This window comes from Acidovorax sp. KKS102 (assembly GCF_000302535.1).
Taxonomy (GTDB): Bacteria; Pseudomonadota; Gammaproteobacteria; order Burkholderiales; family Burkholderiaceae_C; genus Acidovorax.
In genome coordinates, this window is sequence record NC_018708.1 from 2,298,258 (window position 1) to 2,314,295 (window position 16,038).

Genomic DNA, 16,038 nt, shown 5'->3' on the forward strand with positions numbered 1-16,038 from the left:
CATTCCCTGATCTTTGTGTCTTTTGGGGCCGAACCCGCGCCGCCCGGCGTGTGGCGGCCCTTTGTGTTTCATGATCGAACTACGGGGTATCACCCAAACCTACCAGGGCTCACAAGGCCCGGTCGAGGCGCTCAAAGGCATCGACCTCACCATCCAGCCGGGCGAAGTGTTCGGCATCATCGGCAAGAGCGGCGCGGGCAAAAGCTCGCTGGTGCGGGTCATCAACCTGCTCAACCGGCCCACCACGGGCCAGGTCATCGTGGGCGGGCAGGACCTGACCCAGCTGAACGACGCACAACTGCGCGAGGCGCGCCGCGAGATCGGCATGGTCTTCCAGCACTTCAACCTGCTGTCGTCACGCACGGTGTTTGACAACGCCGCGCTGCCGCTGGAGCTGGCGGGCATGGACAAGGCCGCCATCCGCGAGCGTGTGAACCCGCTGCTGGAGCTGGTGGGGCTGGCCCATTTGGCCGACCGCTACCCGGCGCAGATCAGCGGCGGGCAGAAGCAGCGCGTGGGCATTGCGCGCGCGCTGGCCAGCCGCCCCAAGGTGCTGCTGAGCGACGAAGCCACCTCGGCGCTGGACCCGGAAACCACGCGCTCCATCCTCGACCTGCTGCGCCAGGTCAACCGCGAGCTGGGCCTGACGGTGGTGCTGATCACGCACCAGATGCAGGTTATCAAGCAGGTGGCCGACCGGGTGGCCGTGATCGAAGCCGGTCGCATCGTGGAGCAGGGCCGGGTGCTGGACGTGTTTACCCGCCCGCAGCAGGCCATCACCAAGAGCCTGATCGACGAAATCTTGCCGCAAGAGCTGCCCGCCAGCGTGCTGGACCATGTGCGCAAGCTCGCAGGCCAGCTGGGTGCCGGGCGAACGGGCCAGCTGCTGCGCCTGTCGTACGCCGGGGACAGCGCCTACCAGCCCATCCTGTCGCAGCTGATCCGCCAGTTTGGCGTGGACATGAGCATCCTGCACGGGCAGGTGGATGAGATCCAGGACGAGACCTTTGGCTCGCTGGCCGTGTACGCCAGTGGCGAGGCCGAGAGCGTGCGGGGCGCCGTGGCGCACCTGCGCGCGGGCGGGGTCGAGGTGGAAGAAGTGGCCGTGGCCGGTTAAGAGGGAGCACACATCATGTTCAACAACTTCACGCCAGCCATGCTGGATCTGTTTGCCTCGTCGCTGTGGGAGACGCTCATCATGGTCGGCATCTCCGGCCTGGTGGGGGGCTTGCTGGGGGTACCGCTGGGCGTGTTCCTGCGCCTGACCGATGACGGCGGGGTGCTGGAGAACGGCCCCGTCAACAAGCTGGTGGGCTGGCTGGTGAACGCCGTACGCTCCACGCCTTTCATCATCCTGCTGGTGGCCATCATCCCGTTCACGCGGTTCATCACCGGCTCGTCCATCGGCACCGCCGCCGCCGTGGTGCCGCTGACCATTGCCGCCGCCCCGTTTGTGGCCCGCCTGGTCGAGGCCGCGCTGCGCGAGGTGGACCACGGCCTGGTCGAAGCCGCCCAGGCCATGGGCGCCACCACCAGCCAGATCGTGTGGAAGGTGCTGCTGCCCGAGGCGCTGCCCGGCATTGTGGCGGGCCTGACCATCACGTTCGTGAGCCTGACCGGCTACTCGGCCATGGCCGGCGCCATTGGCGGCGGCGGCCTGGGTGACCTGGGCATCCGCTACGGCTACCAGCGCTTTCTGCCCGAGATCATGCTGGCCGTGGTGCTGGTGCTGATCTTCTTTGTGCAGGCCGTGCAAAGCCTGGGTGACTGGGCCGTGCGCAAGCTGAGTCACCGTTGATCGGTGGATAATTTGCTATTGAATCAATAGCAGCTTGCGCATGATTCACTGGCGCTTGCGGCCTGTTTGGCTTCAAACCCACGCGGGAAGGCGCCGCGTGGGCCGCTGCGCTGGTCCCGGGCCCCTCGCACCCTGTGGGAGAGGTGCAGAAGCCAACCTCAGCCCGGCACCCGGTAGTGGTAGCCGTAGGCCGTCTTGAACCCCATCGATTCATACAGCCGCAGCGCCGGCGTGTTCTGCGCCCGCACCTGCAGGTAGGCGCTGGTCGCCCCGGCCTCGGCGCCCCAGTGCAGCAGGGCCTGCACCAGCGCGCGTCCGCGCCCGCCGCCCCGGTGTTCGGGCGCCACGGCCAGGTCGTACAGGCCCACGGCTCCGCGCTCCAGCACCGCCAGGCCAAAGCCCACGGCATGGCCCTGGGCGTCGTGTTGCAGCGCATAACCCACCGGGTGGGCAATGGCGTCGAGGATGCTGCGGTGCAGGTTGCGGTGGTGCGGCGCCACGCCGTTGGCCGCCGCAAAACCTTCCAGCCACGCAGGCGATGGCGAGGTGCTGACCATCGTGGTGCCATCGGGCCGGGGCACCGCGCCCAGCGCCAGCGGCCGGTGCAGGACCAGCGAGGGGTCAAAGTGCTGGTAGCCCGCGTCCGCCAGCTCCTGGTCGGCCTCGGCCGGGGCCAGGGGGGAGATGCGGAACACGGCGGGCAAGCCATGCCGCGCATACAGCGCCGCCGCCGCCTCGCGTACACCGTCAAACGGCGCGCCGGGCACCAGCGCGTTGACCGAATTGGCACGCTTGGTGTACCCGCCCGACAGCCGGAACACCCAGCCCCGGTGAAATACCGTCTGGTGCGCGGGCCAGGCGTTGAAGGCGCGCTCTTCCAGCGCGCGGACGAGGGCAGCGGGTACGGTGTTGGCGATGGGGGCGGCGGTGTCGGTCATCGTGGGTTTATACCAACCCACCTTGGCCATTCACCTCGCCAGCCACCCTTTGCGACCACCCTTCGCAACCCCTCTTTGCCACTGGGTCAGTCGGTCGTGATCTTGTTGTCGGCCACCAGCTTGGCAAAACGTGCGGTGTCGGCCGCAATCTGCTCGGCCATCTGCGCGGGGGTGTTGCCGATGGGTTCGGCGCCAATGTCTTGCATGCGCTTTTGAAAGTCCGGCGACTGGATGACCTTGACCATTTCGGTATTCAGCCGCGCCACCACATCGGCGGGCGTGCGGGCGGGGGCCAGCACACCAAACCAGGTGCCGATGTCAAAGCCCGCAAAGCCGCTTTCTTGCAGCGTGGGCACGTCGGGCAGGGTGGACGAGCGCTTGGCCGTGGTCACCGCCAGGGCGCGCAGCTTGCCCGCCTTGATGTGCGGCAGCACGGGGGTGACGGTGTCGAACGACATCGACACCTGCCCGCCCAGCAGGTCGGTGGTGAGCGGGCCGCTGCCTTTGTAGGGCACATGCAGCAGGGGCTGGCCGATGGACGTGGCGAACTGCGTGCCGATCAGGTGCTGCGCCGTGCCCGCGCCGTTGGAGCCGTAGGAGAACTTGTTGGGCGTGGCCTTGATCAGCGCCACCAGCTCCTTCACGTCCTTGGCGGGCGTGGCCGCACTCACGGCCAGCACGTTGGGCACCAGCGCCACGGTGGTGATGGGTGCAAAACTCTTTTGAAAGTCGTAGTTGAGCTTTTTGTACACGCTCGTTGCAATGGTGTGGTGCACCGCGCCCATCAGCAGCGTGTAGCCGTCGGCAGGGGCCTTGGCCACGTAGTCGGCCCCGATGGTGGCGCCCGCGCCGCCCCGGTTTTCCACGATCACGGGCTGGCCCAGGGCCGTGCCCAGTTTTTCGCCCAGCGCACGGGCCAGCACATCGGTAGTGCCGCCGGCCGCAAAGGGCACAACGATGGTGACGGGCTTGGCCGGCCAGGCCTGCGCGCGCGCCGGTGCGCTGGGCAGGGCACAGGCAGCGGTAGCCAGGGCGACCAGTGCCAGCAGATGGTGGCGGCGTGTGGATGGCGCTGTGGGCGGCGTTGACGGTGGGTGGTGCGGGGTTGCAAGGCGTGTCATGGTTGTCTCCGTGGGGCTGTGGTTTTGGTGGTTCTTTGGGTTGCAGGGCTGCTGGGGACGCGGGCGCAGGGCGTCAGCCCGTGGCTGCGATCAGGATCGCGCGGAAGTCGTTGACGTTGGTGCCCGTGGGCCCAGTGATCACGGCATCGCCCAGCGCGCAAAAAAAGGTGTGGGCGTCGTGCGCGTCCAGCGCGGCGGTGGCGTGTTGGCACAGCACGGCAGCGCGCTCCAGCGTGTCGGGCGTGGCAATGGCGCCAGCCACGGGCTCCAGGCCGTCGATGCCGTCGGTGTCGCCAGCCAAGGCGTACACGCCGGGCAAGCCCTTGAGCGACAGGGCCATAGACAGCAGGCATTCCACATTGCGCCCGCCGCGCCCTGGGGTTGGCATGGGTTGCCGGGGGGCGGGTGCGCGCAGGGTGACGGTGCTTTCGCCGCCGCTCAGCAGCACGCGGTGCAGCGGCGACGGGGCCTTGGCGGCGTAGCGAGCGACACCGGCCAGCACCGTGCCCATGTCGCGGGCTTCGCCCTCCAGTGCGTCGCCGAGCAGCGTGGGCTCGATGCCCGCCTGGCGCGCCACCTGGGCGGCTGCCTGCAGGGCCAGGTCGGGCGTGGCAATGACGTGGGTGGTGATGGGGCCCAGCCGGGTGTCGCCGGGCTTGATGCTTTCGCTGGCGGCAGTGTCCAGTGCGGCCGTTACGGCGGGCGGCAGCGCAATGCGGTAGCGCTGCAAGATGGCCAGCGTCTGTGCGCGGGTGGTCGGGTCGGCCACAGTGGGGCCAGACGCCACGTCCAGCGGGTCGTCGCCAGGCACGTCCGACATCACCAGGTTGACCACGCGGGCGGGGCCGCACGCCAGCGCCAGCCGCCCGCCCTTGATGGCCGACAGGTGGCGCCGCACGCAGTTCATCTCGCTAATACTGGCGCCACTGCGCAGCAGGGCCTGGTTGAGGGCCTGCTTGTCGGGCAGCGTGATGCCTGGCAGAGGCAAGGGCAGCAGTGCCGAGCCTCCGCCCGACCACAGGCCGATCACCAGGTCGTCTGCCGTGAGACTTTCCACCGCTTTCAACATCTGTTGCGCGGCTGTCAGGCCCGCCGCATCGGGCACAGGGTGGGCGGCTTCCAGCACGCGGATGTGCTGACAGGCGGCAGCATGTCCATACCGCGTGACCACCACGCCCGATAGCGGCGTGGGCCAGTGGGCCTCCAGCACCTGCGCCATCTGGGCGGACGCCTTGCCCGCGCCGATCACCACCGTGCGGCCCCGGGGCGGAGCGGGCAGGTGCGGCGGCAGGCATACGGCGGGCTGGGCCGAGGCGATGGCAGCATCGAACATGCTGCGCAGCCAGTGGCGGGCCTGGGTGTCGATGTGTGGGGTCATCGGGTCGTGAGGCAGGGCGAAGTGCGTGGGGGCTACGCGACTCAGGCTGCCTTTTGCAGCGGTGCGCTGCCGATCAGCGCGCACACGGCGTCGGTCACCTGCGCCGTGGTGGCCGTGCCGCCCAAGTCGCGGGTGTGCAGGGCGGGGTTGGCGGTGACCTGTTCGATGGCCTGCATCACGGCGCGGGCGGCGTCGGCCTCGCCCAGGTGCTCCAGCAGCATCACCACCGACCAGAAGGTGCCGATGGGGTTGGCCAGGCCCTTGCCCATGATGTCGAATGCCGAGCCGTGGATGGGCTCGAACATGCTGGGGTAGCGGCGCTCGGGGTCGATGTTGCCGGTGGGCGCAATGCCCAGGCTGCCCGCCAGTGCGGCGGCCAGATCGCTGAGGATGTCGGCATGCAGGTTGGTGGCAACGATGGTGTCGAGCGTGGCGGGGCGGTTGACCATGCGGGCCGTGGCGGCGTCCACCAGCTCCTTGTCCCACTTCACGTCGGGGAACTCGGTGGCCACCTGCGCGGCGATCTCGTCCCACATCACCATCGCGTGGCGCTGGGCGTTGCTCTTGGTGATGACGGTGAGCAGCTTGCGGGGGCGCGACTGCGCCAGGCGGAAGGCAAAACGCAGGATGCGTTCCACCCCCACGCGGGTCATGATGGACACGTCGGTGGCCGCCTCGATCGGATGGCCTTGGTGCACACGGCCGCCCACGCCGGAGTATTCGCCCTCGGAGTTTTCGCGCACGATGACCCAGTCCAGGTCCTTGGGGGTGCAGCGCTTCAGGGGCGCGTCAATGCCCGGCAGGATGCGCGTGGGCCGCACGTTGGCGTACTGATCGAAGCCCTGGCAGATCTTGAGGCGCAGGCCCCACAGCGTGATGTGGTCGGGAATGTCCGGGTCGCCCGCCGAGCCGAACAAGATGGCGTCCTTGCCGCGCAAGACATCGAGCCCATCGGCCGGCATCATCACGCCGTGGGCGCGGTACCAGTCGCCGCCCCAGCCGAAGTTCTCGAACTGGAACTGCAGGCCCGTGTGGCGGGCGGCCAGGGCTTCGAGCACGCGTTGGCCGGCGGGAATCACTTCTTTGCCGATGCCGTCTCCGGGGATGGTGGCGATTTGGTAGGTTTTCATGAAGGTCTCTGATCTTGGTGCGTGAAAGCGTCGGGGAAGGCCTGTGGGGATGCCGGGCCGCGAAAAACGGGTGGAACAAAACAGTGAGAGCGACTGTAGGCATCCGCTCGTTGTAAAAACGGCGGCCAAGTGAATCCATCGTTAACCTGCAGTTGATAATGCCGCGATGAGCTCCACCATCCAGCCCGCAGAACTGGGTTTCTTTTCGGCACTGGCCGCCAGCCCCAGTCTGAGCGCCGCTGGGCGTGAAATGGGCGTCACCACCGCCGCCGTGAGCAAACACCTGGCGCAGATGGAAAAGCGCCTGGGTGTGGTGCTCATCAACCGCACTACACGCCGCATGGGCCTCACGCCCGAGGGGGAGTTGCTGCTGGAGCACGCGCGCCGCATCCTGCGCGAGATCGACGCGCTGGACGAACTCATCGTGCAGTCCAAGGCCAGCCCCAAGGGCCTGCTGCGCGTGAATGCCACGCTGGGTTTTGGCCGCATGCACATCGCCCCCGTGATCTCGGACTTTGTGCGCCAGTACCCCGAGGTGGATGTGCAACTGCAGCTATCGGTGCACCCGCCGCCGATCACCGACGACGCTTACGACGTGTGCGTGCGTTTTGGCGAGCCGCCCGATGGCCGCGTGGTTGCCCGCCGCATGGCCCCCAACCGGCGTGTGCTGTGCGCCGCACCCGCCTACCTGGCGCAGCACGGCAGGCCTCGTGTGCCGCGCGACCTGATGGAGCACCAGTGCATCGGCATCCGCCAGGGCGACGAGGCCTACGGCCTGTGGCGCCTGACCACCGGGCGTGGCAGCAAGGCGCACACCGAGTCGATCAAGATCACCGGCAACCTCACCACCAACGACGGCGAGATTGCCGTGTTGTGGGCGCTGCAGGGCCACGGCATCGTGATGCGCGCCGAGTGGGACGTGAACCGCCACCTTACCCAGGGCCTGCTGGAGCCCGTGCTACCGCAGTACCACACGCCTGCGGCCGACATCTATGCGGTGTATCCGCAGCGGCACCAGTTTTCGACGCGGGTGCAGGCTTTTGTGGGGTTCCTGGCCGAGGCGTTGGCCGCGTCAGGCACGCTGGCAGGTGTGGGCGTGGGTGGCCGCACGGACAAGCGGCGCGCCGTGCGTGTTTCTTGATCTGGTGGGTGGCGCAGGTGCTGCTGCCGGGTTAGGGTGTTGGCGAGGCGGGTTCTGATTCCTGTGGTCCCTCTGGTGCTCTTCAGTCTGCCGACTTTTCCCTTGCTTTGATCGTCCCTGTTTTTGTACATGAAAACCTTGTTGCCGCTCATCCCCCCGCTGTTGGTTGCCCTGTTGGCCGGGCCTGCGCAGGCCGCCGATTCGCAGGTGGCCGCCGATTGGTCCCTGTCCGCCGATGGCGCCTATGTGCTGGACCAGCGCGCCGGCCTGGCCTGGCCGCGCTGTGTGGAGGGCATGCAGTGGAACGGCAAGACCTGCACCGGCCAGCCCCTGCTGCTGGACCGGGCCGAGGCCACGGCCCTGGCCTCTGAGCGCTGGAAGGCCGAGGGCGTGGGCTGGCGCATTCCGCGCGCGGCCGAGTTGCAGCGGCTGGTGGACAAGTCGCTGTCGCCCCCGGGCCTCAACCCCATCCTGTTTCCGGCGGCGCCGGGCCAGTGGCACTGGTCGTCTACCGCCAACGTGAGTGCGCCCAGCGTCAACCAGTACACCTACGGCAACATCGCCCAGGGCCGCGCGGGCGATGGCGCACGGCAGGCCGCCATGATCAATGGCTGGGCGGTGAACCTGTCCACCGGCGAGGCGCGCGGCGATGCCGCGCGGGCCAGCAAGCTGCCGGTGCGGCTGGTGCGACCGATGCCGGTGGGGGCCGCCAAATAGGCGATCGCCCCGCTGCAGCCGCATCCGGCAGGACAGGGCGGGGCGGCAGGGCGCTTCAAGCGGCCTGTGGTTGTGCGTCGGCCGCTGCAAACACCTCGCGTGCCGCGGCCAGTCCGTTGAGCGCGGCCGGAAAGCCCGCGTACACCGCCATCTGCATCAGCACCTCCACGATCTCTTCGCGGGTGACACCCACGTTCAGCGCGGCCTGCAAATGCACCTTGAGTTGGGGTGTGGCGTTGCCCAGCGCGGTCAGTGCGGCAATCACCGCGATCTCGCGGCTGCGCAGGTCCAACCCAGGGCGCGAGTAGATGTCGCCAAACGGAAACTCGATGAGGTAGCGGGCAAAGTCGGGGGCAATGTCGGCCAGGCTGGCGACGACACGCTCACCCGCGTGGCCGTCGATTTCGCGCAGCTTGGCGAGGCCCTGGAGATAGCGGGGTTGGGTTTCGGGGGACATGGGAGCTTCCTTGGTGGGTGGACGACGGGGTGGGTCGAAGGGAAGCTTCCAGGCCCCGGTAGTGCGCGATCTTGGCTTGCAGGGCCTGTGCGGCTTGCTGCATGGCGGTGATCGTTGCCAGCACCTGCGCCAGGTGCTGTTCCAGCAACTGGCGCCGCTCGGGGGCGGTGGCGTTCCCTTCGCTGCGCAGCCGCGCAAAGGCCTGCATCTGCCCGATGGGCATCTGGGTCTCGCGCAGGCGCAGCAGGAATCCGATCCATTCCATGTCCGACGCCGCATAACGGCGCTGGCCGCCGGGTGCACGCGCCACTGGCGCAATCAGCCCGGCGCGCTCGTAGTAGCGCAGGGTGTGTGCGGTGAGGCCTGTGCGCTTGGCGACTTCGGCAATGGTGAGGAGGGATGCCATGGGAACGATTCTGAAAGTTGGAGCGCACTCTAAGTCAAGCGACACGTGCATGACTTTGGACTGAGTGTGTGAAAGCGTTTCTGGCCCGTAGCTGCGGCGCACTGCGTGCATCGTTCGCCCCAGTGAATGGGGGGCTGCGCATGGGTGGGCAGCCATTCACCGAGGGGACAGCGCGTTGGCGCAGCTTGGTCAAGAATGCAGGTTGGTAGTGGTGCAGCGCCGTTGAATACGGCACCCTTTCACCACACTGCGCGGTCCAGCGCGCAGGCCCTTTGTCCCATCTTCTACCTGCGAGTCCTCCATGAACCCCTCCATCCCTACCACCGCGCTGCAATTGCGCTCGCTTGTGCAAGCCGATGGCACCTTGCAGATCACCCTGGAGCCGACACCCGTGCCCACGCCAGGGCCTGACGAAGTGCTGATCCAGGTGCAGGCCACGCCCATCAACCCGTCGGACATCGGTCTGCTGCTGGGCCCAGCCGATTTGTCCACCGTGCAGGTCACGGGCACGGCCGAGCGGCCGGTGGCCACGGCGCGCATCCCGGAGCGCGCCATGCCAGGCATGGCGGCACGCCTGGGTCAGAGCATGCCGGTGGGCAACGAAGGCGCGGGCCTGGTGGTGGCTGCGGGTGCATCACCCGCCGCGCAGGCACTGCTGGGCCGCACGGTGGCGGTGATTGGTGGCGCCATGTATTCGCAATACCGCGCCATGCCGGCGGCGCAGTGCCTGCCGCTGCCCCCGGGCACCACGGCGGCCGAGGGGGCATCGTGCTTCGTCAACCCGCTGACGGCGCTGAGCATGGTGGAGACCATGAAGCGCGAAGGCCACACCGCGCTGGTGCACACCGCAGCAGCCAGCAACCTGGGCCAGATGCTGCTCAAGATTTGCCAGAAGGACGGCGTCGGCCTGGTCAATATCGTGCGCAAGCCCGAGCAGGCGGCGCTGCTGCGAGAACTGGGCGCCCAGTATGTGTGCGACAGCAGTGCGCCGAACTTCATGGCCGATCTGACCGACGCGCTGGCCGCCACGGGCGCCACCATTGCGTTTGATGCCACGGGCGGCGGCACGCTGGCCGGGCAGATCCTGCAGTGCATGGAGGCCGCCATCAACCGCAAGGCCAAGGAATACAGCCGTTACGGCTCGGCAGTGCACAAGCAGGTGTACCTGTACGGCCACCTGGACACGCGCCCGACCGAAGTGCACCGCACCTTTGGCATGGCCTGGGGCATGGGCGGGTGGCTGCTGTTTCCGTTTCTGCAGAAGATTGGCGACGAGGCGACACAGGCGCTGCGCCAGCGTGTGGCGGCCGAGCTGAAGACCACGTTCGCCAGCCACTACGCGCGCACCGTGTCGCTGGCGGGGGCGCTGAGCGCCGAGTCCATCGCGTTCTACGGCCCGCGCAATACCGGCGCCAAGGTGTTGATCGACCCGTCGCTGTAAGCGACGTTGCAGGGGCGCGCCTGGCGCCCCTGGGGGGCGCGGCTACACGGCAGGCACCAACAAAAAGGGCTCCCAAAAGGAGCCCTTTTTGCCTGCCCGCCCCTGCGGTTCAGTTAACACTCCCCATGGCAGCAGCACCCGCACCGCGCGAAGTGCCACCGCCATGGGAAGTCCCGCAACTGCTTCAATCCAACCTAAGCAGTTGGTCTGCCAAATTACATGGCGCTGAATTCGCCCGAAGGGATCTGGCCGGTGCGCACGGCTTCGGCAGCCTGTGCACGCACGGCAGCGCGGTCGGCGGTGGACTTGTAGGTCACCACACGCGAGCCTGCGGGTTCCATGTTGTGGGTCTTGGCTTCCACTACAGCTTCGGCTTGCACTTCAGCGCGGGTGCGGTTGGTGTCGAACTTCAGGGCAAATTGCGAGCCATCGGCTTCATCGGCATGGGCGCCAAAGGCGGCGAAAGCGGCAACAGCGGCGACGGAGAGGAAACGGGCGGTCTTGTTCATGATGAAAATCCTTAAAAGCTAAAAAAAGCGTCTCAAAAAAGCCGGGTCAAAAACCATTCCTGAACCGGGTTCGGTGAGTCGCCTTGCGGGTTCGGCTCATCGATGGGATGAACTGTACGCCGATGGTGTTCAGGGAAAAACCACTCAGTCGTAAACTAACTGTTCCAGTATTGAGAACAATCCGCCGCCCCGTCTCCGGGCTGCCAAACCGCCTGTGGCAAACTCGCGCGCTTCGCTTTTTTGTTTGACCGAGTTTCAGAGAGTCCGCCCCACCCATGCAGCAGATCGTTCGGCAGTTGGCCGCAGAAATCAAAGTCAGTGAACAACAGGTGCGTGCAGCGGTGGAGCTGCTGGACGGCGGTGCCACGGTGCCGTTCATCGCCCGCTACCGCAAGGAAGTGACGGGCGGGCTGGACGATATTCAGTTGCGCGAACTGGAGGCACGGCTGGCCTACCTGCGCGAGCTGGAAGACCGCCGCGTGGCCGTGCTCAAGGCCATCGACGAACAAGGCAAGCTGACCGACGCTCTGCGTGCCGCCATTGCCGCCGCGCCCACCAAGCAAGAGCTGGAAGACATCTACCTGCCGTTCAAGCAAAAGCGCCGCACCAAGGGCCAGATTGCGCGCGAGTTCGGCATCGAGCCGCTGGCCGACAAGCTGTTTGCCGACCCCACGCTGGACCCTGCCGTGGAGGCCGCCGCGTTCACCAAGCCGCCCGAAGTGCTGGACGACGGCAAGCCCGGCGCCGATTTCTCCACCGTGCCCGCCGTGCTCGACGGTGTGCGCGACATCCTCTCCGAGCGCTGGGCCGAAGACCCTGCCCTGGTGCAAAGCCTGCGCGAGTGGTTGTGGGCCGAGGGCCTGCTGCGCAGCAAGAAGGTGGACAGCAAGAACGAGAACGACCCCGAGGTCTCCAAGTTCCGCGACTACTTCGACTACGACGAGCCGATTGGCCGCGTGCCCTCGCACCGCGCGCTGGCGGTGTTCCGCGGGCGCGGGCTGGAGATTCTGGAAGCCAAGCTGGCGCTGCCGGTGGAGCCCGAACCTGGCAAGCCCAGCATCGCCGAAGGCAAGATCGCCCTGCACCTGGGCTGGAGTCACCAGGGCCGCAAGGCGGACGACCTGATCCGCAAATGCGTGGCCTGGACCTGGCGCGTGAAGCTCAGCCTCTCCACCGAGCGCGACCTGTTTGCCCGCCTGCGCGACGAGGCCGAGAAGGTGGCGATCAAGGTGTTTGCCGACAACCTGCGCGACCTGCTGTTGGCCGCACCGGCCGGCCCGCGCGTAGTGATGGGGCTGGACCCCGGCATCCGCACCGGCGTGAAGGTGGCCGTGGTGGACGCCACCGGCAAGCTGGTGGAGACCGCCACGGTGTACCCGCACGAGCCCAAGCGCGACTGGGATGGCTCGCTCTTCACACTGGCCAAGCTCGTGGAAAAACATGGCGTGAACCTGATTGCGATTGGCAACGGCACGGCCAGCCGCGAGACCGACAAACTGGCCGCCGATCTGATCAAGATGGCCGCCAAGGCCGACCGCGCCATCGAGAAGGTGGTGGTGAGCGAGGCGGGTGCCTCGGTGTATTCCGCCAGCGAATACGCATCGCAAGAGATGCCTGATGTGGACGTGAGCCTGCGCGGCGCCGCCTCCATCGCTCGCCGCCTGCAGGACCCACTGGCCGAGCTGGTCAAGATCGACCCCAAGAGCATCGGCGTGGGCCAGTACCAGCACGACGTGAACCAGAGCGAGCTGGCACGCACCCTGGGCACGGTGGTGGAAGACTGCGTGAACTCTGTGGGTGTGGACCTGAACACGGCTAGCGTGCCGCTGCTGTCGCGTGTGTCGGGCCTGTCGGGCAGCGTGGCCAAGGCCGTGGTGCGCTGGCGCGAGGCCAACGGCGCGTTCAAGAGCCGCAAGCAGCTGATGGAAGTGGCGGGCCTGGGCGCCAAGACCTTTGAGCAGAGCGCGGGCTTCTTGCGCATTCGCGGCGGTGACAACCCGCTGGACATGACGGGCGTGCACCCCGAGACCTACCCGGTGGTCGAGCAGATCATAGAAAAGACCGGCAAGCCGGTGGCCGAGTTGATGGGCCGCGCCGACATGCTCAAGACGCTCAAGCCCGAGTTGTTCGCCAACGAAAAGTTTGGCGTGATCACCGTCAAGGACATCCTGGCCGAGCTGGAAAAGCCCGGCCGCGACCCGCGCCCCGACTTCAAGGTGGCGCGCTTCAATGACGGCGTGGAAGACATCAAGGACCTGAAGGAAGGCATGATCCTGGAGGGCACGGTGAGCAACGTGGCCCAGTTCGGCGCCTTTGTGGACCTGGGCGTGCACCAGGACGGTCTGGTGCATGTGAGCCAGCTGGCGCACAAGTTTGTGAACGACGCCCGCGAGGTGGTCAAGACCGGCGACATCGTCAAGGTCAAGGTCATGGAAGTGGACGTGGAGCGCAAGCGCATCGGCCTGTCGATGAAGCTGGATGCCGCACCACCACGCCAGGGCGGTGACCGGGGCGCTCCCCGTGACAACCGCTTTGAGGGCGCAGCCCGTGGCTATGCACAGCCCCAGCGCCGTGGGCCCGAGCCTGTGCAGCAGTCGGCCATGGCGTCGGCATTTGCGAAGTTGCAACAGGCCAAAGGCCGCTGACGCAGCCCGCTGTGCCGCCGGTGGTTTTTTGGCCGTGCAGGGGCCCATAATCGCCAGCACCTGAACCAACCACCGGCGCCGTACCCCATGGAGTTGAACGCACTGCTGGCCCAACCTGTGGCACTGCCCAGCCTTCCGCGCGCCGTGGCGCTGCTGATGAGCGAGCTGGCCCACGCTGAGCCCAGCCTGCGGCGCCTGAACCAGCTGTTTGGCACCGACCCGGCCCTGGCCGCGCGCCTGCTGGAGCTGGCCAATTCCCCCACCTTCCAGCTGCCCGGGCAGATTGCGGGTATCCCCGAGGCGCTGGCGCTGCTGGGCACCGCACAGCTGCGCACACTGGTCACTTCGGCTCCGCTGGGCACTACGTCACGCTCGGTGCCCGGGGTGAACATGCAGCAGTTCTGGCGTTACAGCCTCAACACCGCCAAGCTCGCGCGCTCGCTGGCGGGCATCGTCCACCACAACCAGATCGCGGCGTATACCGCCGGTTTGCTGCATGCGCTGGGCGAGCTGGTGATCCACCTGGCCGACCCCGAGAAGGCCCAGTCGGTCAACACCCTGGTAGCGCCATTTGACCTGCGCCGCGACAAGATCGAGCAGCGCATCTTTGGCTACAGCTATGGCCAGGTCACCGCGGGCTGCGCGCGCCGCTGGCAACTGCCCGAGGTGGTGATTGATGCCCTGCAGCACCAGCATGCGCCGTTTGACAACAAGGTGTACGAACCCTTGGCAGGCGTGATCCACCTGGCCGCCTGGCGCGCCCGCGCCCGCGAGGCTGAGCTCAACGAGAAGGAGCTGGCAGTGTCCTTCCCCGGCGAAGTGGGGCTGGCCCTGGGGCTCGACATTGACATGGTGCTGCAGCAAGACCCCATCGACTGGACGGCCCGGCCGGAGGCGGCGGCGGACTTCATCGTCTAGCAGCCCGGTAGCGGGTCAGGCGGTTGCCATGGGGAGGGCGCTGCTGGGGCGGTCTACGGATTGACTGTGCTGCCCCAGCCGCTTTGCGACAATTGGCGCCATGAAAGCACTGCGCATCCACGCTGGCCCCCGCGCCCGCCAACACCTCGAACAACAGGGCCTGCAGCCCGCTGATGTGGGGGTGATCCCGGCGGCGGCCGGTGGCCCCAAGGGGCTGATCCTGGGGCCGATGGACCGGTTCATTTTTGGGGAATGGCTACCGCGCTCTGACCAGCCGGTGCACCTGGTGGGTGCCTCCATCGGCGCCTGGCGCATGGCAACAGCCTGCCTGCAGCAGTCGGTGGCGGCGTTTGAACGGCTGGAACACGACTACATCCACCAGGACTACGAGTTGCCACCCGGCAAAAAGCGTCCCACGGCTGCCCATGTGAGCGAGCGGTTCGGCCAGAACCTGGAGGCCTTCTATGGCGGGCGGGTGCAGGAGGTGCTGAGCCACCCGCGCTACCGCCTGCACATCGTCACATCCCGGGGCCGCCATGTGCTGGGGCGCGAACATGCGCTGGGTACGCCCCTGGGGTATCTGGGGGCGTTCGTGACCAACACCGTGCACCGCAAGGCGATGGGGGCCTGGCTGGAGCGGGTGGTGTTTTCCTCGTCAGGCGCCGCCTTGCCTTTTGCCACGACCGATTACCGCACCCGGCAGGTGGGGTTGAGCGCAGACAACTTCATGCAAGCGCTGCAGGCCAGCTGCTCGATCCCGTTTGTCTTGCAGGCCGTACACAACATCCCGGGTGCGCCCCGGGGCGCCTACTGGGACGGTGGCATCACCGACTACCACCTGCATCTTGCCTATGGGCTGCCGAACGGTGATGCTTCTGAATTGATAGCTGCTCAGGCAATGAGCACTAGCGCTTCCGGCGGAAAAGTCTTCAAAACCGCGTCCGAGCCGTTGCGTGCGGGTGCTGGCGGCATCGTGCTCTACCCCCACTTCCAACACCGCGTGGTGCCGGGCTGGCTGGACAAGGGGCTGAAGTGGCGCCACAAGGCCACGTCGGCGCTCGACAACATGGTGGTGCTGTCACCCGACCCGGACTGGGTGCGCCGATTGCCCAATGCCAAGCTGCCCGACCGCAACGACTTCACCCACTACGGCACGGACAGCCGTGCCCGGGCCCAGGCGTGGCTCGCGGCCACGCGCGCCAGCCAGCAGCTGGTGGATGAGTGGCGCGAGTGGCTGGAGCGGCCGGACATGGGCGCGGTGCAGCCGTTGTAGTGCGGCGGGGCCGCAGCGCCATCGTCGCCCGCTGGGACCGCTGCGTTGGCCGCAGGCTCTCAGAACCTGTTCAAAGTCTTTTTGGAGTTGCACAAGTACCCTGCCGGGATGGGATGCAAGGCGCGGTGCGCCGCCGATAGCCCGTGCTATCGGCAAGCGCCGCAAC

At 67.3% G+C, this 16,038-nt stretch carries 15 protein-coding genes; 8 read left to right on the forward strand and 7 right to left on the reverse strand.

Annotation, left to right across the window (positions count from 1 at the left end):
* Positions 1–70: 70 nt before the first annotated feature.
* Both C380_RS10535 and C380_RS10540 read left to right on the forward strand, forming a co-directional pair.
* The gene (locus tag C380_RS10535; RefSeq protein WP_015013835.1) at positions 71–1,117 is read left to right on the forward strand and encodes a methionine ABC transporter ATP-binding protein; all 1,047 of its coding nucleotides are present in this window, start codon (positions 71–73) and stop codon (positions 1,115–1,117) included.
* Positions 1,118–1,132: 15 nt separating this feature from the next.
* On the forward strand, positions 1,133–1,798 hold the full coding sequence (locus tag C380_RS10540; protein ID WP_015013836.1) for a methionine ABC transporter permease: 666 nt from the start codon (positions 1,133–1,135) through the stop codon (positions 1,796–1,798).
* 158 nt (positions 1,799–1,956) lie between these two features.
* Here C380_RS10540 and C380_RS10545 read toward each other — a convergent pair whose 3' ends face one another.
* The 4 genes from C380_RS10545 to C380_RS10560 form a co-directional block, all read right to left on the reverse strand.
* Positions 1,957–2,736 (reverse strand): N-acetyltransferase, encoded by a 780-nt coding sequence (locus C380_RS10545; protein WP_043566397.1) that lies wholly within the window; start codon positions 2,734–2,736, stop codon positions 1,957–1,959.
* A gap of 86 nt (positions 2,737–2,822) precedes the next feature.
* Positions 2,823–3,857: a tripartite tricarboxylate transporter substrate binding protein gene (locus C380_RS10550; RefSeq protein WP_015013838.1), complete on the reverse strand. Its 1,035-nt coding sequence runs from the start codon at positions 3,855–3,857 to the stop codon at positions 2,823–2,825.
* 73 nt (positions 3,858–3,930) lie between these two features.
* Positions 3,931–5,235 carry a glycerate kinase gene (locus C380_RS10555; protein ID WP_015013839.1) on the reverse strand — a complete coding sequence of 435 codons (1,305 nt, stop codon included), beginning with the start codon at positions 5,233–5,235 and terminating at the stop codon, positions 3,931–3,933.
* A 41-nt stretch (positions 5,236–5,276) separates the two neighbouring features.
* Positions 5,277–6,365: a tartrate dehydrogenase gene (locus C380_RS10560; protein WP_015013840.1), complete on the reverse strand. Its 1,089-nt coding sequence runs from the start codon at positions 6,363–6,365 to the stop codon at positions 5,277–5,279.
* 166 nt (positions 6,366–6,531) lie between these two features.
* On the opposite strand from C380_RS10560, the gene C380_RS10565 reads away from it, so the two are divergent.
* On the forward strand, positions 6,532–7,506 hold the full coding sequence (locus C380_RS10565) for a LysR substrate-binding domain-containing protein (protein ID WP_015013841.1): 975 nt from the start codon (positions 6,532–6,534) through the stop codon (positions 7,504–7,506).
* A gap of 129 nt (positions 7,507–7,635) precedes the next feature.
* On the forward strand, positions 7,636–8,223 hold the full coding sequence (locus tag C380_RS10570) for a DUF1566 domain-containing protein (RefSeq protein ID WP_015013842.1): 588 nt from the start codon (positions 7,636–7,638) through the stop codon (positions 8,221–8,223).
* Positions 8,224–8,278: 55 nt separating this feature from the next.
* On the opposite strand, the gene C380_RS10575 is transcribed toward C380_RS10570, so the two are convergent.
* The gene (locus C380_RS10575) at positions 8,279–8,680 is read right to left on the reverse strand and encodes a carboxymuconolactone decarboxylase family protein (RefSeq protein WP_015013843.1); all 402 of its coding nucleotides are present in this window, start codon (positions 8,678–8,680) and stop codon (positions 8,279–8,281) included.
* Entirely contained in the window at positions 8,607–9,086 is a 480-nt protein-coding gene (locus tag C380_RS10580; protein ID WP_015013844.1) for a MerR family transcriptional regulator, read from the reverse strand. The genes C380_RS10575 and C380_RS10580 overlap by 74 nt, the downstream gene beginning before the upstream one ends.
* Positions 9,087–9,387: 301 nt before the next feature.
* Between C380_RS10580 and C380_RS10585 the strand changes: the two genes are divergently transcribed.
* Positions 9,388–10,527: a zinc-binding dehydrogenase gene (locus C380_RS10585; protein ID WP_015013845.1), complete on the forward strand. Its 1,140-nt coding sequence runs from the start codon at positions 9,388–9,390 to the stop codon at positions 10,525–10,527.
* A gap of 215 nt (positions 10,528–10,742) precedes the next feature.
* On the opposite strand, the gene C380_RS10590 is transcribed toward C380_RS10585, so the two are convergent.
* Positions 10,743–11,036, reverse strand: coding sequence for a DUF4148 domain-containing protein (locus C380_RS10590; RefSeq protein WP_015013846.1), 294 nt, complete (start codon positions 11,034–11,036; stop codon positions 10,743–10,745).
* 275 nt (positions 11,037–11,311) lie between these two features.
* Between C380_RS10590 and C380_RS10595 the strand changes: the two genes are divergently transcribed.
* From C380_RS10595 to C380_RS10605, 3 genes are all read left to right on the forward strand, one after another.
* Positions 11,312–13,681, forward strand: coding sequence for a Tex family protein (locus C380_RS10595; RefSeq protein ID WP_015013847.1), 2,370 nt, complete (start codon positions 11,312–11,314; stop codon positions 13,679–13,681).
* 87 nt (positions 13,682–13,768) lie between these two features.
* Positions 13,769–14,599 carry an HDOD domain-containing protein gene (locus C380_RS10600; RefSeq protein ID WP_015013848.1) on the forward strand — a complete coding sequence of 277 codons (831 nt, stop codon included), beginning with the start codon at positions 13,769–13,771 and terminating at the stop codon, positions 14,597–14,599.
* A gap of 100 nt (positions 14,600–14,699) precedes the next feature.
* Positions 14,700–15,872 carry a patatin-like phospholipase family protein gene (locus C380_RS10605; RefSeq protein WP_015013849.1) on the forward strand — a complete coding sequence of 391 codons (1,173 nt, stop codon included), beginning with the start codon at positions 14,700–14,702 and terminating at the stop codon, positions 15,870–15,872.
* Positions 15,873–16,038 lie beyond the last annotated feature (166 nt).

What these genes read in the sequence shown, in the direction of transcription:
- C380_RS10590 (WP_015013846.1), bottom strand. Translation starts at nt 11,036, where the DNA reads ATGAACAAGACCGCCCGTTTCCTCTCCGTCGCCGCTGTTGCCGCTTTC.
- C380_RS10560 (WP_015013840.1), bottom strand. Translation starts at nt 6,365, where the DNA reads ATGAAAACCTACCAAATCGCCACCATCCCCGGAGACGGCATCGGCAAA.
- C380_RS10575 (WP_015013843.1), bottom strand. Translation starts at nt 8,680, where the DNA reads ATGTCCCCCGAAACCCAACCCCGCTATCTCCAGGGCCTCGCCAAGCTG.
- C380_RS10595 (WP_015013847.1), top strand. Translation starts at nt 11,312, where the DNA reads ATGCAGCAGATCGTTCGGCAGTTGGCCGCAGAAATCAAAGTCAGTGAA.
- C380_RS10605 (WP_015013849.1), top strand. Translation starts at nt 14,700, where the DNA reads ATGAAAGCACTGCGCATCCACGCTGGCCCCCGCGCCCGCCAACACCTC.
- C380_RS10545 (WP_043566397.1), bottom strand. Translation starts at nt 2,736, where the DNA reads ATGACCGACACCGCCGCCCCCATCGCCAACACCGTACCCGCTGCCCTC.
- C380_RS10600 (WP_015013848.1), top strand. Translation starts at nt 13,769, where the DNA reads ATGGAGTTGAACGCACTGCTGGCCCAACCTGTGGCACTGCCCAGCCTT.
- C380_RS10570 (WP_015013842.1), top strand. Translation starts at nt 7,636, where the DNA reads ATGAAAACCTTGTTGCCGCTCATCCCCCCGCTGTTGGTTGCCCTGTTG.
- C380_RS10555 (WP_015013839.1), bottom strand. Translation starts at nt 5,235, where the DNA reads ATGACCCCACACATCGACACCCAGGCCCGCCACTGGCTGCGCAGCATG.
- C380_RS10550 (WP_015013838.1), bottom strand. Translation starts at nt 3,857, where the DNA reads ATGACACGCCTTGCAACCCCGCACCACCCACCGTCAACGCCGCCCACA.
- C380_RS10565 (WP_015013841.1), top strand. Translation starts at nt 6,532, where the DNA reads ATGAGCTCCACCATCCAGCCCGCAGAACTGGGTTTCTTTTCGGCACTG.
- C380_RS10580 (WP_015013844.1), bottom strand. Translation starts at nt 9,086, where the DNA reads ATGGCATCCCTCCTCACCATTGCCGAAGTCGCCAAGCGCACAGGCCTC.
- C380_RS10535 (WP_015013835.1), top strand. Translation starts at nt 71, where the DNA reads ATGATCGAACTACGGGGTATCACCCAAACCTACCAGGGCTCACAAGGC.
- C380_RS10540 (WP_015013836.1), top strand. Translation starts at nt 1,133, where the DNA reads ATGTTCAACAACTTCACGCCAGCCATGCTGGATCTGTTTGCCTCGTCG.
- C380_RS10585 (WP_015013845.1), top strand. Translation starts at nt 9,388, where the DNA reads ATGAACCCCTCCATCCCTACCACCGCGCTGCAATTGCGCTCGCTTGTG.